Source organism: Kitasatospora sp. NPDC028961 (assembly GCF_055564815.1).
Genome location: NZ_JBVHVO010000003.1, coordinates 645,227 through 660,860, shown reverse-complemented (window position 1 = coordinate 660,860; position 15,634 = coordinate 645,227). Strand labels below are relative to the sequence as shown.

At 72.8% G+C, this 15,634-nt stretch carries 13 protein-coding genes; 10 read left to right on the top strand and 3 right to left on the bottom strand.

Annotation, left to right across the window (positions count from 1 at the left end):
* Nucleotides 1-134: 134 nt before the first annotated feature.
* Together ACZ4UX_RS10385 and ACZ4UX_RS10380 are read right to left on the bottom strand one after the other, a co-directional pair.
* The gene (locus ACZ4UX_RS10385; RefSeq protein ID WP_329487685.1) at nucleotides 135-806 is read right to left on the bottom strand and encodes a potassium channel family protein; all 672 of its coding nucleotides are present in this window, start codon (nucleotides 804-806) and stop codon (nucleotides 135-137) included.
* Nucleotides 806-1,474, bottom strand: coding sequence for a potassium channel family protein (locus ACZ4UX_RS10380; RefSeq protein ID WP_329487684.1), 669 nt, complete (start codon nucleotides 1,472-1,474; stop codon nucleotides 806-808). Before ACZ4UX_RS10380 ends, ACZ4UX_RS10385 begins: the two co-directional genes overlap by 1 nt.
* 229 nt (nucleotides 1,475-1,703) lie before the next feature.
* On the opposite strand from ACZ4UX_RS10380, the gene ACZ4UX_RS10375 reads away from it, so the two are divergent.
* Nucleotides 1,704-3,773, top strand: a complete 2,070-nt coding sequence (locus ACZ4UX_RS10375; protein ID WP_329487683.1) for an APC family permease — start codon at nucleotides 1,704-1,706, stop codon at nucleotides 3,771-3,773.
* A gap of 314 nt (nucleotides 3,774-4,087) precedes the next feature.
* Nucleotides 4,088-5,443 (top strand): class I SAM-dependent RNA methyltransferase, encoded by a 1,356-nt coding sequence (locus ACZ4UX_RS10370; RefSeq protein ID WP_329492100.1) that lies wholly within the window; start codon nucleotides 4,088-4,090, stop codon nucleotides 5,441-5,443.
* 145 nt (nucleotides 5,444-5,588) lie between these two features.
* Here ACZ4UX_RS10370 and ACZ4UX_RS10365 read toward each other — a convergent pair whose 3' ends face one another.
* Nucleotides 5,589-6,692 (bottom strand): LysR family transcriptional regulator, encoded by a 1,104-nt coding sequence (locus ACZ4UX_RS10365; protein ID WP_465706291.1) that lies wholly within the window; start codon nucleotides 6,690-6,692, stop codon nucleotides 5,589-5,591.
* A 412-nt stretch (nucleotides 6,693-7,104) separates the two neighbouring features.
* On the opposite strand from ACZ4UX_RS10365, the gene ACZ4UX_RS10360 reads away from it, so the two are divergent.
* From ACZ4UX_RS10360 to ACZ4UX_RS10325, 8 genes are all read left to right on the top strand, one after another.
* Entirely contained in the window at nucleotides 7,105-8,121 is a 1,017-nt protein-coding gene (locus ACZ4UX_RS10360; RefSeq protein ID WP_465706290.1) for an L-tyrosine/L-tryptophan isonitrile synthase family protein, read from the top strand.
* 34 nt (nucleotides 8,122-8,155) lie between these two features.
* Nucleotides 8,156-8,965 carry a TauD/TfdA family dioxygenase gene (locus ACZ4UX_RS10355; RefSeq protein WP_465706289.1) on the top strand — a complete coding sequence of 270 codons (810 nt, stop codon included), beginning with the start codon at nucleotides 8,156-8,158 and terminating at the stop codon, nucleotides 8,963-8,965.
* 127 nt (nucleotides 8,966-9,092) lie between these two features.
* Nucleotides 9,093-10,331, top strand: a complete 1,239-nt coding sequence (locus ACZ4UX_RS10350; RefSeq protein WP_329487679.1) for a styrene monooxygenase/indole monooxygenase family protein — start codon at nucleotides 9,093-9,095, stop codon at nucleotides 10,329-10,331.
* A complete protein-coding gene (locus ACZ4UX_RS10345) occupies nucleotides 10,328-11,503 on the top strand; it encodes an LLM class flavin-dependent oxidoreductase (protein ID WP_465706288.1) in 1,176 nt (391 codons plus the stop codon). Before ACZ4UX_RS10350 ends, ACZ4UX_RS10345 begins: the two co-directional genes overlap by 4 nt.
* On the top strand, nucleotides 11,500-12,771 hold the full coding sequence (locus ACZ4UX_RS10340) for a styrene monooxygenase/indole monooxygenase family protein (protein WP_465706287.1): 1,272 nt from the start codon (nucleotides 11,500-11,502) through the stop codon (nucleotides 12,769-12,771). The genes ACZ4UX_RS10345 and ACZ4UX_RS10340 overlap by 4 nt, the downstream gene beginning before the upstream one ends.
* The gene (locus ACZ4UX_RS10335; protein WP_329487676.1) at nucleotides 12,768-13,289 is read left to right on the top strand and encodes a cupin domain-containing protein; all 522 of its coding nucleotides are present in this window, start codon (nucleotides 12,768-12,770) and stop codon (nucleotides 13,287-13,289) included. Before ACZ4UX_RS10340 ends, ACZ4UX_RS10335 begins: the two co-directional genes overlap by 4 nt.
* A gap of 59 nt (nucleotides 13,290-13,348) precedes the next feature.
* Nucleotides 13,349-14,545, top strand: a complete 1,197-nt coding sequence (locus tag ACZ4UX_RS10330; protein ID WP_465706286.1) for an MFS transporter — start codon at nucleotides 13,349-13,351, stop codon at nucleotides 14,543-14,545.
* 123 nt (nucleotides 14,546-14,668) lie between these two features.
* Nucleotides 14,669-15,529, top strand: coding sequence for a sulfurtransferase (locus tag ACZ4UX_RS10325; protein ID WP_465706285.1), 861 nt, complete (start codon nucleotides 14,669-14,671; stop codon nucleotides 15,527-15,529).
* Nucleotides 15,530-15,634: the final 105 nt, after the last annotated feature.

Genomic DNA, 15,634 nt, shown 5'->3' with positions numbered 1-15,634 from the left:
CACGAACCCTGCAGCGCCCCGTGGGCCGACAACGCCCCCCCCATAAAAAACCCCCCCCCCCCCCCCCCCCCCCCCCCCCCCCCCCCCCCCCCGCCGCTGTTGTCCGCCGTGGCGTCCGTCGTCGGCCGGAGCCGCTACTGCGCGCCGGAGGTCGCGGAGAGCAGGTCCTCCAGCTCCTCCTCGCGCTCCTGGGCGGCCACGAAGAGCAGCTCGTCGCCGCCCTCCAGGGTGTCGTCCTTGCCCGGGGTGAGGACCCGGCCCTCGCGGATGATGGTGACCAGCGAGGTGTCCGGCGGCCAGGCCACGTCGCCGACGCGGGTGCCGACCAGCTCGGTGTCCTCCGCCAGGGTCAGCTCGACCAGGTTGGCGTTGCCCTGGCTGAAGCGCATCAGCCGGACCAGGTCGCCGACGCTGACCGCCTCCTCGACCAGGGCGGACATCAGGCGCGGGGTGGAGACGGCGACGTCCACGCCCCAGGACTCGTTGAAGAGCCACTCGTTCTTGGGGTTGTTCACCCGGGCGACCACCCGCGGCACGCCGTACTCGGTCTTGGCGAGCAGCGAGACGACCAGGTTGACCTTGTCGTCACCGGTGGCGGCGATCACCACGTGGCAGCGCTGCAGCGCCGCCTCGTCCAGCGAGGTGATCTCGCAGGCGTCGGCCAGCAGCCACTCCGCCATGGGCACCCGCTCCACCGAGATGGAGTTCGGGTTCTTGTCGATCAGCAGGACCTCGTGGCCGTTCTCCAGCAGCTCGCTCGCGATCGAGCGGCCGACGGCACCGGCCCCGGCAATGGCGACGCGCATCAGTGACCCTCTTCCTTCGGCCCCTGGGCGAACGCGGCCTCGACGGCCGGCAGGTCGGCCCGGCGTGCCATGACGTGCACCAGGTCGCCCTCCTGCACCACCATCTGCGGCGTGGGCAGCACGCCCTCGCCGAGCCGGGTGACGAACGCCACCCGGGTGCCGGACGCCTCCTCCAGCCCGCTGATCCGGTGGCCGACCCAGTGCGGGTCGTAGGCGACCTCGGCGAGCTGCACGGTGCCGCTCGGGTCCTGCCAGAGCGGCTCGGCGCCGCTCGGCAGCAGCCGGCGCAGCATCTGGTCGGCCGTCCAGCGGACGGTGGCCACCGTCGGGATGCCCAGGCGCTGGTAGACCTCGGCGCGCCGGGGGTCGTAGATCCGGGCCGCGACGTTCTCCACGCCGAAGTTCTCCCGGGCCACCCGGGCCGCGATGATGTTGGAGTTGTCACCGCTGGAGACGGCGGCGAACGCGCCGGCCTCCTCGATGCCCGCCTCCTTCAGGGTGTCCTGGTCGAAGCCGACGCCGGTGACCCGCCGACCGTTGAACCCGGCGCCGAGGCGGCGGAACGCGGTCGGGTCCTGGTCGACCACGGCGACCGAGTGCCCCTGTTTCTCGAGTGCTCTGGCGAGGGCGGACCCCACGCGGCCGCAGCCCATGATGACGATGTGCACCGGCGCTACCTCACCCGTCCCGTTGGGTTCTTGACCTGCGCAAACACCGTTCGTCTTCCTTTCCCGCCCGGTCGCCCGGGGCGAGCGTGTTCGTGGGGCTGGGTGCGACAACCTGAGTGTTGCCCGCCTGCTCGTATCCGACACGCTAGCCGGTCCACCGAACACAGTCGCGACGAAGGGGGGGCCATAAGTCGGACCCCGGGCCTAAGAGCCCCTACGATTCCTTAACGTGCCTATGCCGACTGACCTTCCGAAACGCATCCTGATCGGGCGTGCGCTGCGCAGCGACAAGCTCGGGGAAACGCTGCTCCCCAAGCGCATCGCGCTGCCCGTCTTCGCCTCGGACGCGCTCTCCTCGGTCGCGTACGCGCCCGAGGAAATCCTGCTGACGCTCTCCCTGGCGGGTGCCTCGGCCATTCACTTCTCCTGGCAGATCGGCGTCGTCGTCGCCGTCGTGATGCTCGCCGTGGTGGCCTCGTACCGGCAGAACGTGCACGCGTACCCGAGCGGCGGTGGCGACTACGAGGTCGCCACCGTGAACCACGGTCCCAACTCCGGCCTGGTGGTCGCCAGCGCCCTGATGGTCGACTACATCCTCACCGTGGCGGTCTCGACCACCTCCGGGGTGGCCAACGTGGTGTCCGCGGTGCCCTCGCTGCGCGGCCACGAGCTGACCCTGTCCGTGGTCGTGGTCATCGTGCTGATGGGCATGAACCTGCGCGGTGTCCGCGAGTCCGGCAGCGCCTTCGCCGTCCCGACGTACGCCTTCATGGTCGGCGTGCTCGGCATGGTGGTGTACGGCGTGGTCCGGCACTTCGGCCTGGGGCAGGACATCCCCGCCGAGAGCTCCGGGTTCCACCTGCAGGCCACGCCCGGCAACGAGTCGCTGGCCGGCTTCGCGATGGTGTTCCTGCTGCTCAAGGCGTTCTCCTCGGGCTGTGCCGCGCTGACCGGCGTCGAGGCGATCTCCAACGGTGTGCCCGCCTTCCGCAAGCCGAAGAGCAAGAACGCGGCGACCACGCTGCTGATGATGGCGTCCATCGCCGTGGTGATGTTCATGGGCATCATCTGGCTGGCCCGCCTCACTCATGTCCAGATGGCCGAGAACCCCGCCGAGCAGCTGGTCGGCGCGGGCGACGGCTACCACCAGAAGACCGCGCTGGCCCAGATCAGCGAGGCCGTCTTCTCCAACTTCACGCCCGGCTTCTACTTCGTGGCCGCCGTCACCGGCCTGATCCTGGTGCTGGCCGCCAACACCGCCTTCAACGGCTTCCCGGTGCTCGGCTCGATCCTGGCCCAGGACCGCTACCTGCCGCGCCAGCTGCACACCCGCGGCGACCGGCTGGCCTTCTCCAACGGCATCATCCTGCTGGCGCTGGCCGCGATCCTGTTCATCATCGCCTTCGACGCCGACCCCACCCGGCTGATCCAGCTGTACATCGTCGGCGTCTTCGTCTCCTTCAACATGAGCCAGTCCGGCATGATCCGGCACTGGACCAGGCACCTGCGCACCGAGACCGACCCCGCCAAGCGCCGCCACATGCAGCGCAGCCGGGCGATCAACGCCTTCGGCCTGGTGATGACCATGGCCGTGCTGATCGTCGTGCTCGCCACCAAGATCAGCCACGCCTGGATCGCGATCGCCGCGATGGTCGTGCTGTTCGTGATGATGAAGGCGATCCGCCGGCACTACGACCGGGTCTCCGAGGAGCTGGTCGCCGCCGAGGAGCCGGACGACGTGGTGCTGCCCACCCGGGTGCACGCCATCGTGCTGGTCTCCAAGCTGCACAAGCCGGCCCTGCGGGCCCTGGCGTACGCGCGGCTGGCCCGCGCCCACACGCTGGAGGCCGTCACCGTCAACGTCGACCCGGTGGACACCGCGGCGCTGCGGGCGGAGTGGGACGAGCGCGGCATCGAGGTGCCGCTGAAGGTGCTGGACTCGCCGTTCCGCGAGGTCACCGGGCCGGTCCTGGACTACGTCAAGAACCTGCGCCGCAGCAGCCCGCGCGACGTGGTCTCGGTCTACATCCCCGAGTACGTGGTCGGGCACTGGTACGAGCACCTGCTGCACAACCAGAGCGCGCTGCGCCTCAAGGGACGTCTGCTGTTCAAGCCCGGAGTGATGGTGACCTCGGTACCCTGGCAGCTGGAGTCCTCCGAACGGCGCAAGCCGCAGAAGGCCTGGTCGGCTCCCGGCGCCGTTCGTCGTGGTGAGCCGCGGGCGCCGAAGGCCGTAAAGTCGAAGGCCTCCGCACAGCCCGACGACACCGCTGACAGCAGCAAGGACTCCTCCCAGTGACCCGCAACACCCCGCCCCGCTCCAACGGCTCCAAGGGCTCGTCCTCGAAGGGGTCCTCCGCGAAGGGTGCCCGCAAGGGCGGCGCCGGCAAGCCCGGGCAGGTCGCCCGGCCGCGCTGGGGCAAGCCCGTGCGCCCGGCCGCCACCGACCGCGACGGCTTCACCGCGCAGACCGCCCCGCTCGCGCCGGGCGAGCGCGCCCCGGAGCCCGAGCCCGAGCGCCCGGCCCCCGCGCAGGCGCGCAAGGAGAAGCCGGCCGACCGGCCCAAGGGCGGGGACCGCCCGCGCAAGCAGGCCGTCCGCCCGCCGAAGGTGCTGCGCACGCCGCGCGCGCCGCGGGTCGAGGCCGCCCCCAGGGGGCCCGGCGGCGACCCGCTGGTCGGCGAGCGCTACGAGGTCGAGATCGGCGCCGTCGCGCACGGCGGCGGCCACTGCGTGGCGCGCCACGAGGGCCGGGTGCTGTTCGTCCGGCACGCGCTGCCGGGCGAGAAGGTCATCGCCCAGGTCACCGAGGGCACCACGAAGTCGCGCTTCCTGCGCGCCGACGCGGTGGAGATCCTGGAGCCCGCCAAGGACCGGATCGCCCCGCCCTGCCCGTTCTCCGGGCCGGGCAAGTGCGGCGGCTGCGACTGGCAGCACGTCACCCCGGGCGGGCAGCGCAAGCTCAAGGTGCAGGTGCTCACCGAGCAGCTGGCCAAGCTGGCTGGCCTCACCCCGGCCGAGGCGGGCTGGGACGGCACCGTCGAGCCGATCGGCGGCAAGCTGCCGGCCGGGCAGGTGCCGGCCTGGCGCACCCGGGTGCAGTACGCGGTGGACCAGGAGAGCGGCAAGGTCGGGCTGCGCAAGCACCGCTCGCACGACATCCAGCCGATCGACCGCTGCCTGATCGCCGCCGAGGGCGTCACGGAGCTGGGCGTCGAGGCCCGCGACTGGCCGGGCATCACCACCGTCGAGGTGATCGCCGCCGCGGGTTCCTCGGACCGCCAGGTCGTCCTCACCCCGGCGCCGGGCGCCCAGCTGCCGCTGGTCGAGCTGGACAAGCCGGTGTCGATCGCCCGGATCGACGAGCACGACAACATCCACAAGGTGCACGGCCGCTCCTTCGTCCGCGAGCGTGCGGCCGGCCGGACCTGGCGGGTCAGCAACGGCGGCTTCTGGCAGATCCACCCCGAGGCGCCGGACACCCTGGTCGACGCCGTGCTGGCCGGCCTGGACCCGCAGTGGGGGGAGAGCGCGCTCGACCTGTACTGCGGCGTCGGGCTGTTCGCGGGTGCGCTGGCCGACCGGGTCGGCGAGGAGGGCGCGGTGCTCGGCATCGAGTCCTCCAAGCAGGCCGTGGTCGACGCCCGGCACAACCTGGCGGTGCTGGACAACGTCCGGATCGAGTGCGACCGGGTGGAGACGCTGCTGCCGCGCACCGGCATCACCGCCACCGACCTGATCGTCCTGGACCCGCCGCGCGCGGGCGCCGGGCGGGAGACGGTGGCGCACCTGGCCGGGCTGTCGGCCCGCCGGATCGCCTACGTGGCCTGTGACCCGGCCGCGCTGGCCCGGGACCTCGGGTACTTCCGCGAGGGCGGCTACCGGCCGGTCTCGCTGCGGGCCTTCGACCTGTTCCCGATGACCCACCACTTCGAGTGCGTGGCGATCCTGGAGCCGATCGCGGCCTAGTCGGGGCTTCGCGGCCCTGGCGGTTCTCGCGCTTTCGCAGTGACGTGCAGGCGGTGTCCGGACGCTCCGGGTGCCGCCTGCCGTCGTCTGCGGGGCCGCTTGGGGGCGAGCGGGTTCGTCGGGACCAGGATGGTCGGCGCCGGGGTCAGCCGAAGGACACGCCCAGGCCGCCGGCCGGCCCGGTGCCGGCGGCGGTCTCGGCGACCGCGCTCTCGTCGCCCGCGCCCGCGCCCTCGTCGCCCGCGCTCTCGACGGCGGCCGGGGGCGCGGCCGGGGCCGGCATCGTCCCGGCGGGCAGGCCCTGGTCCCGCAGCCGGCAGCAGACCTCCTGGAGGAGGACGATGCCGGGCTTCTCCTGGTCGTCCGCGGGCCAGACCACGCCGAAGTCGCAGGGCACCAGGCCCTCCACCGGGCGGTAGCGGACGTCCGGGCGGGGGAAGAGCTCGGCCGCCACGGCGGGCAGGAAGGCCGTCGCCCCGTCGAAGGAGACCGCGGAGAGCAGCGACTCCACCCGGGTGACCTGATGGCCGGTGTAGCGGACCCGGGTGCCGTCGGGCCGCGGGTCCATCGCCCAGAAGCTCCGCTCGGAGGGGGAGACCTCCGGGGCGAGGCCGACCATCGGCCGGTCGGCGAGGTCCGCGAGCCGGAGCACCGGCTGCCGGGCCAGCGGGTCGGAGGCGGCCACGCAGACCACCCGGGGCTCGGTGGTGAGGGGCTCGGCGTGGAAGCCCTCGGGCGCCGGCAGGTAGACGAAGGCGGCGTCGATCTTGCCGATCGCGAGGGCGGTGGTCTGCTCGACCAGGTCCAGGACGTGGAAGTCGACGTTCAGACCCGGGTGCAGGGTGGTGAGCGTGGCGATCACCCGGCGGGTGGCGGCCAGGGCGGCGGCGCAGTCGGTGAGCCCCAGCCGCAGGGTGGGCCCGTCGCCGTCGTCGGGCGAGTGCCGGGCGGCGTCGCGCAGCTCGTCCGCGGCGTCCACCACGTTCCGGACGAGCGGAAGCAGGGCATGCCCTAGGGGCGTCAACGTCACTCTTCTGCTCGTCCGGGTGAACAGCTGCACCCCCAGTCGGCGTTCGAGGGTGCGGATCTGCTGGCTGAGGGCGGGCTGGGTCAGGTAGAGCCGTGCGGCGGCGCGGCCGAAATGCAGCTCCTCGGCCAGCGTCAGCAGTGATCGCAGTTGGTGAACCGCCGGGTCGTCCACGCCGACCATCGCCGTTGCCTCCCATCGCCCCGGAGCTGGCTCCGCCATCCATCAATCATGCTAATCGATGGAGGATTGCGCGGAGCCTTGCGGGCGAGGGAAGCTGACAACGCCTCAGCGAGATCGCGGGAGAATCCGGTACGGCGTGGTCGGGGTGGCCGAAAACCGGCCGGCCGCTTCTTTCGGCGTGCCCTGATCCACCCGCGTATGCGGAGGCGCAGTCGTCGTTTCGGCGAGAACGGCCGTCGGGGGCCGGGCGTCCACTGGGCACGACCGATCCTGAGGCTCCCGCCGGGAACCACCGAGCACCATCCCAGAAGCGGTTCCGTGCCGCCCGGCGCGGACACGAATTCAGGAGCGGTGAAATGAGTGTGCAGACAGGAATTCCACCCGAGTCCGCCACGTGCGGAGTGCATGATTCCGGCTTCGCGCCCGAACGGGAATGTTGTCTGGAGGAGTGTTGAACCACAACACCACGGGGGAGCCGTCCGCCCGGACGGCATCGGCGCGAGTACTCGAACTGCTCTACCGGTACCAGCGGATCGACGAGGCGCTGGCGGCCGAACCGACCGGACCGGCCGGACCGGAGGAGCCCGGCGGGACGTCGGGGAACGCGCGCTGCGACGCGTGTTCCGAGGTCCACCGGGCCAAGATGGAGCGCTTCACCGCGCGCGACGAGCCCATCCACTTCGTCGTGCCGGCGTTTCCGGCGAAGTCCCCGAACCAGGGCAAGGTGCTCGGCGCGCTGCCGGACCTCGGTGAGCACCTGGCGGTCGGCTTCCTGCAGTCGCTCTGCGACTACGTGCGGCACTTCTACGCGCCCGGCGCCCGGGTCACGATCTGTTCGGACGGCCATGTCTTCGGTGACGTCGTCGGGGTGACCGACGGGGCGGTGACCGCCTACCGGCAGGCCCTCGCGGACATGATCGGCACTTCGCACTGGTCGGCGCTGGACCTCTACGGCCTGGACGACGCGTTCGGCAGCCTCGACTACCCGAAGATGCGGCGCGTGCTGGAGGAGAACTACTCCGCGACGCTGGACGAGCTCAAGGAGAACGTCCGCACCGACCGGAACACGCGTGCGCTGTTCAACGGGATCCACCGCTTCATGTTCGAGGACGCGGTGGCGCGCCAGGGCGGCGAGACGACCCGGAACCAGCTCCGGAAGAACTCCAAGGACGCCGCCTACCAGACCATTCTCCGCAGCAACGCGTGGAGCCGGCTGGTCGCCGAGAAGTTCCCCGACGCGATACGCCTCTCGATACACCCGCAGCCCCCGCACTCGGAGAAGTTCGGGCTCCAGCTCATGCCGACCAGGGACGGCTGGCTGACCCCGTGGCACGGCGTGGTGCTCGACGACGGCGTCAGCCGGTACCTGGTCAAGCGGTGGGACGCGGAGAACCTCCAGGCCTCCGTCGTCTGGCGGGACGGCCGGCCGAGCCATTTCGTCGCCCCGCACCTCGCCGCCCGCCCGTAGGGAAAGCCCGTTCCAGAAAGGAGGACAACGCGCCATGACGACTTCCATTCCCTCGGCCGCGGAGCTGCGCCACATTCCGCTCCGGCCGTTCGGCCGCGTGGTCGAGGCTCCCGGCGGAAATGCCCGGATCGGCGACATTCCGGTGGACACGCTCGCCCGCTGGACCGAGGAATCGCGGGTCCTGGTGCTCCGCGGATTCTCGCTGCTCGGAAAGCAGGAATTCGCCGACTACTGCCGGCGATGGGGTGAGGTCCTGAAGTGGGAGCCGGGCGAGGTCATCGACCTGGTGGTCGAGGAGAATCCCCGGAACTACCTGTTCGCCAGCGGCGACGTGCCGTTCCACTGGGACGGTGCCTTCGTCGAGGCCGATCCGCGGTACTTCTTCTTCCAGTGCCTGGACGCGACCGCGGGGACCGGCGGGGAGACCGTCTTCTCCGACACCACCGCCGTCTACCGGGACGCCGACCCCGAACTGCGCGACCTCTGGGCGCGGATCAGCGTCACCTACACCACCGAGAAGATGGTGCACTACGGCGGCGAGGTCACCGAGCGGCTGGTCGCCCAGCACCCCGGGACCGGGGTGCCCGTGCTGCGCTTCGCCGAGCCGCTGGACCCGGCGGTCTACAAGAACCCGGTGTCCGTCCACGTCGACGGCGTCGACGGCGCGCAGGCCGAGGAGTTCATCGCCTCGATGGCGGAGCGGCTGCACCGGCCCGCCTACTGCTACGCGCACGACTGGCGCCGGGGCGACATCGTGATCGCCGACAACATCGCGCTGGTGCACGGGCGCAACGCCTTCACCGGGCCGACCTCCCGCCATCTGCAGCGGGTCGAGGTCATCTGAGGCGTCCCGGGCCGGCTCCCGCCCGCGGGGCCGAACCCCCGACGGCTTCCGTCACCCGTCACCCGTCACCCGTCATCACCCGTCAACGCCGGGAGGCCGGCACTTCCGGCACAGGTGGAGCGAGAACATGAGTATCGGCATTGTGGGAACCGGGATCTCCGGTCTTCATCTGGCTTTGAGGCTGCGGCAGTTCGGCATCGACGCCACCCTGTACACGGCCCAGGGGCCCGACGACATCCGCAGCGGTCCGCCGCTGAACTTCGTCACTCGATTCGACTCCACCCGGGAACGGGAATCCGCGCTCGGCGTCACCGAATGGTCGTCGCCGGCGTACGACAACGCGTGGATGCACCTCCACCTGGAAGGCCCGGACGGGTTCTCGTTCCGCGGCCGGCTGCCGAAGCCGGCCAGCTCGGTCGACTTCCGGATGTACCTCGCCGCGCTGCTGGAGGAGTTCCAGCGGCGCGGCGGGGACCCGGTCCACCTCAGGGTGGCCGACCGGGCCGGGCTGGACCGGCTGGCCGAACGCCACGAGCTGGTGGTCGTGGCGGCCGGCCGGGGCGCGCTCACCGACGTCTTCCCCCGGGACGAGGCCCGCTCGCCCTACCGCTCGGCGCCGCGCCGGCTGGCCGGCGGCCTGTTCCACGGGGTCCGTCCGCCGGAGCCGGCCGGTATGACGATGCACATGGTCCCGGGGGCCGGGGAGATCCACGCCCCCACCTACCACTCCTTCGCCGGGCAGGTGACGGCCGTGCTCGTCGAGGCCGTTCCGGACGGCCCGTTCGCGGAGCTGACCGGCCGGGACCACCGCGGCGACCCGGACGGGTTCGCCAAGGAGGTCCTCGCCCTGGTCACCGCCCACGCGCCCGCCCTGCGGGAGCGCGTGGACGAGCAGGACTTCGCGCTCGCCCGGCCGGTGGACCTGCTCCAGGGCGCCGTCGTCCCGGTGGTCCGCCGGGGCTGGGCCGCCCTGGCCGGCGGCCGGTACGCGCTCGCCGTCGGCGACGCCTGGATCGCCAACGACCCGCTCACCGCCCAGGGCGCCAACCTCGGCTCCGAGCTGGCCTTCCTCCTCGCCGACGTGCTGCGCGACCACACCGGCCGCTACGACGAGGCGTTCTGCCGCGCCGCCTCCGAGCGGATGTGGCAGCGCGCCCAACCCGTCGTCGACTTCACCAACCTCTTCATCGGCCCGCCGCCGGCGCACCTGGGCACCCTGCTCGGCGCCGCCGCGGCCGACCAGCGGGTGGCCGACGCCTTCGTCGCCCACCTCGACCGGCCGGCCGCCATGTGGCGCGGCCTCGCCAGCCCCGAAGGCACCGACGCGTTCATCGCCCGGGCCCAGACCGTGAGGAGCGCAGCATGAGTGTCGAGGTCGGCCTGGTCTGGGACGCGGTCGGGCAGGTCGAGGACGGACGGGGGCTGCTGCACCTCGCCCGGCAGGCCGGGCTGGACACCTTCCTGGTCTTCGACCACCTGATGAACGTCTTCCCCCGGCAGGCCTGGGACACCGACTTCAGCCACGTCGCGGCGGGCCTGCCGACCCCGGACCGCTGCCTGGACTTCGCGACCGTGCTGGGCAACTTCGCCCCGCAGGCCGGCCCGGTCCGGCTCGCCATCGGCGTGACCGACCCGCACCGGCGCCACCCCGCGGTGCTCGCGCAGACCGCGCTGACCCTCGCCCAGCTCACCGACCGGGCACCCGTCCTCGGCATCGGCGCGGGAGCGCTGGAGAACCTCGTGCCGTACGGCGTGCCGCACGACCACCAGGTGGACCGGGTCGAGGAGGCGCTGCGCGTGCTGCGCCTGCTCTTCTCCGGGGAGGGCCCGCACGACTTCCGCGGCCACCACTTCACCCTCGACCGGGCGCTCATCACCCCCGCCCCCGAGGGCCGCACGCCCCGGATCTGGCTCGGCGCCAACCGCCCGCGGATGCTCACCCTGGCCGGCCGCTACGCCGACGGCTGGCTGCCGTCCGAGCTGATGGCCCCCGACGAGTACGCCCGGCGGCTCGACACGGTGCGCGCCGCCGCCGTCGACGCCGACCGCGACCCCGACACCATCGTCGCCGCGGGCGGCGTCCCGATCGTGGTGGCGCAGACCGACGCCGCCGCGCAGGAACTGCTGCGGGCCACCCCGATCCGCTTCCTCGCGCTGCACGCGGGCGCCCGGGCCTGGCGGCGGCACGGCGCCGCCCACCCCTTCGGCGAGGACTACCGCGGCCTGGTCGAACTGCTGCCGCACCTGCTCACCCGTGCCGAGGTGGAGCGGGCGCTCGCGGTGGTGCCCGACGAGGTGGTGGCCGACCAGGTCATCGCCGGCAGCCGGGAGACGGTGCTCAAGCGGATCGGCGAACTGCTCGACGCCGGTATGCGCCACCCCATGCTGATCCCCGCCTCGGCGCTGGCCTCGCCGGAGGCGGCCGGCTACACGATCGAGTCGATCGGCTGGCTCGCCGCCCGGCTGCGCTCCGACGCCGGCCCGGGTGGCGGTCCCGGCTCCGGCTCCGGCCCGGCCACCGCGGCGGTGTCCTCATGACCGGCGTGGGCATCGTCGGGTCCGGCATCTCCGGCCTGCAACTGGCGCTGCGCCTCCAGCAGTCCGGCGTCCCGGCGACGGTGTACTCGGAGCACGGCATCGAGGGGCTCAAGGGCGGACCGCCGCGCAACTTCCCCGCCCGGTTCGGGCCGACCCAGCAACGGGAGCGGGAACTCGGCGTCCACGAATGGGAGTTCGCCGACGCGCAGGTGCGGCACTGGGCGGTCACCATGCACACCGGCGAGCCGCGGCCGCTGGAGTTCCTGGCCGCCCTGCGGCCGCCGTCCAGCGTGGTCGACTTCCGGATCTACCTGCCCCGGCTGCTCAGCGCCTTCGTCGACCGCGGTGGCGAGCTGGTGACCGGCGACCACCCGGTCGAGGAACTCGCCCGGCACCACGACCTGCTGGTCGTCGCCAACGGCAACCGGTCGGTGCGCGGGCTCTTCCCGGCCGACCCGGCCCGATCGCCGTACAGCACGCCGCAGCGGGTGATCTGCGCCGGGATCTACTTCGGGATCGACGAGGAGGTGCCGCACTCGCTCGACATCCACTTCCTGCCCGGCGCCGGCGAGATCCTGCGACTGCCCTTCTACTCCCCGGCCGGCCGGGCCGACGTCCTCGCCTTCGAGGCCGTCCCCGGCGGCCCGCTGGAGTCCGCCGGCCGCCTCGACGCCGACGCCGACCCGGCGGGCTTCCACCGGCACGTGCTGGACCTGGTCGCCGCGCACGCCCCGGGTCTGCGCGAGCGGATCGACACCGCCGGCTTCGCGCTGACCGCGCCGGGCGAGCTCGCCCGGGGCGCCATCACCCCGGTGGTCCGCCGGGGCTGGGCCCGGCTCGACGACGGCACCTGCGCGCTGGCGGTCGGCGACGCCTGGATCACCAACGACCCGCTCACCGCCCAGGGCGCCAACCTCGGCTCGCACACCGCCTTCGCGCTGGCCGAGCTGATCACCCGGCACCGGGGGCGCTACGACGAGGAGTTCTGCCGCGACGCGTCCGCGCGCCTGTGGGAGCACGCGCGCCACGTCGTGGAGTGGAGCAACGCCTTCCTCGCCGGGCCCCCGCCGCACGTCGGCGCGCTGTTCGGGCGGGCCGCGGTCGACCGGCGGGTCGCCGACGCCTTCGTCGGCAACTTCAACGACCCGGTCGCGATGTGGCGGGCGCTGTCCACCCCGGACGGCGTGAGCGCCTTCCTCGCCGACTGCGAACGGACCGCACCGGCCGCCGCCGCGAGCGGCACCACGACCACCGAAGGAGCGCGATGACCTTCCCCGACATGGCCCGGGACGAGAAGGGCCGGCTGATCCCCGAGTCCGAACAGACCGCGGTGTGGCTGCTCGGCGGCCTGGCCCAGATACGGGTGCCCGGCGAGGCGACGGGCAACGCCTTCACCGTCGTGCAGCACACCGGCAACCGCGGCTACAACACGCCGCTGCACATCCACGACTACGAGGACGAGGTCTTCATGGTCCTGGACGGCACGCTGCGCATGATCTGCGACGGGCAGGAGCTCGTCGCCGAGGCCGGCAGCACGATGATCGTGCCGCGGACCGTTCCGCACGGCTTCGTGACGACCTCGCCGAACGCCCGCTTCCTCACCATCCACTCCACGCCCCAGCCGGACCGCAGGCCGCAGTTCGACCTGTTCCTGAAGGCGGAGATCCCGCACGCCCGGGCCCTGACGCTGCCCACCGAGGACGTGGGCGGCCCCGACCTCGACCACATCATCGCGCTGGGCACCACGTACGCGTACCGCTACGCGGGCCCGCCGCCCGCCCCCTGACGGCCGCTCCGGCCCCTCGGCCGGCCGGCCAACGCTCCCGTTCCGACAGAAGAGACACCATGTCGTTGAAGCTCCTTTCCCTGATGCTGTGCGTGTTCGGCATCACCACCGGCGAGTTCGTCATCGCCGGCATCCTGCCGGACGTCGCCTCCGACCTCGACGTGTCGATCCCCGCGGCCGGGCTCCTGGTCACGGCGTACGCCATCGGAATGATCATCGGCGGCCCGGTGCTCACCGCGCTGACCGCCCGGTACCCGCGCAAGCCGCTCATCGTCGGCCTGCTCGTCATCGTGATCGTCGGCAACGTCGCCTCGGCACTGGCACCCGCGTACGCGGTGCTCTTCGTCGCGCGCGTCGTCACCGCGCTGGTGACCGCCACGTTCTTCGCGAACGCGATCGTGATCGCCGCGTCCACGGCCCCGGAGGGCAAGCAGGCCTCGACCGTGTCCAAGCTGGTCTTCGGGATGAACCTCTCGATGATGCTCGGCGCGCCCATCGGCACCTTCATCGGCGACCACTTCGGCTGGCGCGCCACCTTCGCGGTGATCGCCGCGGTCTGCCTGGTCGGCCTGCTCCTGGTGCTGCCGCTGGTGCCGGACGTGGCGGCCTCCACCACCAGCGCGGTGGCGGAGCTGCGGGTGTTCCGCAACCGCAACGTCCAGCTGGCGATCGGCATCACCGCCGTCGCCAACATGGGCCTGCTGATGGTGTTCACCTACTTCTCGCCGCTGCTCACCGACCTCACCGGCTTCGCCGACGGGGCCGTCCCGCTGCTGCTGCTGGCGTACGGGGTGGGCGCGGCGGCCGGCAACTTCGTCGGCGGCTGGCTCTCCGACCGCTCCCTGATGGCCTCCCAGGTCGGCCTGCTGGGCCTGCTCACCGGGGGCCTGCTGGTGATGTGGGCGGTCAGCGGCGGCACCGTGCTCACCGCGGTGATGGTCTTCGTGATCGGGGCGCTGGGCTTCTCCGTGATCCCCGGCATGCAGACCCGGGTGCTGACCACCGCCAGCTCGGCGCCGACCCTGGCGATCGCGGTGAACGCCTCCGGCTACCAGCTCGCGGCCGCCCTGGCCGGCTGGCTGGGCGGCCGGGTCATCGACGGCCCGGGCCTGCGCTCGGTCTACCTCGCGGCCGCCGGGGTCACCGTCCTCGGCATCCTGCTCAGCGCCTACGCCTGGCACCGGGACCGCACCGGTGGCGGCAAGGCGGTCGGGGCCGGTGCCGAGGAGCGGACGGCCGAGACCTCGCCGGCCTGACACCGCCCGGCGGGGCCGCGCCCGGTGCGCCGGCCGGCCCCGACCGGTCCGCTTCGCCCGGCCCCGTGCGGGGGCCGGGAGTCCCGCCGGGGCCACCCGGCCGTCACTTCACGAGGGGCAACCATGGGTCGTGATTCCGTCCTGGTCACCGGCGACTGGGCCGAGCGCCGGCTCGGCACCGCCGGAGTGGTCTTCGTCGAGACCGGCAACGAGGACACCGAGTACCGCAAGGGCCATCTGCCGGGCGCCGTCTGGATCAACTGGAGCGAGTTCCAGGACGACCTGCGGCTCGGCGTCGTCGACCGGGCCGGATTCGAGCGGCTGATGCGGGCCAAGGGCATCGGCGAGGAGGACACCGTGGTGGTGTACTCGGCCAACGCCAACCTGCTGGCCACCCAGGTCTACTGGTACCTCACCCTCTACGGCCACCGGTCCGTGCGGCTGCTCGACGGCGGCCGCCGCAAGTGGGAGCTGGACGGCCGCCCGCTGACCACCGCGTCGCCCGGCCGCCCGCCGACCGGTTACCTGGTCACCGACCCCGACCCGTCCGTCCGGGCGACCCGGGACGACGTCCTGGCCGGCATCGGCCAGCGCAACATCATCGACGTCCGGAGCCCGGAGGAGTACTCCGGACTGGTCTTCGCGCCCGGCTTCGCCGGGGAGGCCTTCGCGACCGGCCACAACCCGCACGAGGTGGCCCAGCGCTCCGGCCACGTCCCGGGCGCGGTCCACCTGCCCTGGCAGGACGTCGTCGGCGAGGACGACACCTTCCGCTCCGACGAGGAGCTCGGCCGGCGGTTCGCCGCGCTGGAACCCGCCCGCGGCACCATCACCTACTGCTGGGTCGGGGCCCGCTCCGCGCACTCCTGGTTCGTCCTGCGCGAACTGCTGGGCTGGCCGGACGTCCGCAACTACGACGGCTCCTGGGCCGAGTACGGGTCGCTGATCGGCGCGCCGGTCGAACGCGGCACCCCCGGCGACTGAGCCGCCCCCGCCCCGCCCCTCTCCTCCCCGACCCACCGCACGCCCCTGCCCGATCCACCGCACGCCGATCCTCCGAGCCTGAAGGGAGCGGGGCCGGCCTCGGAC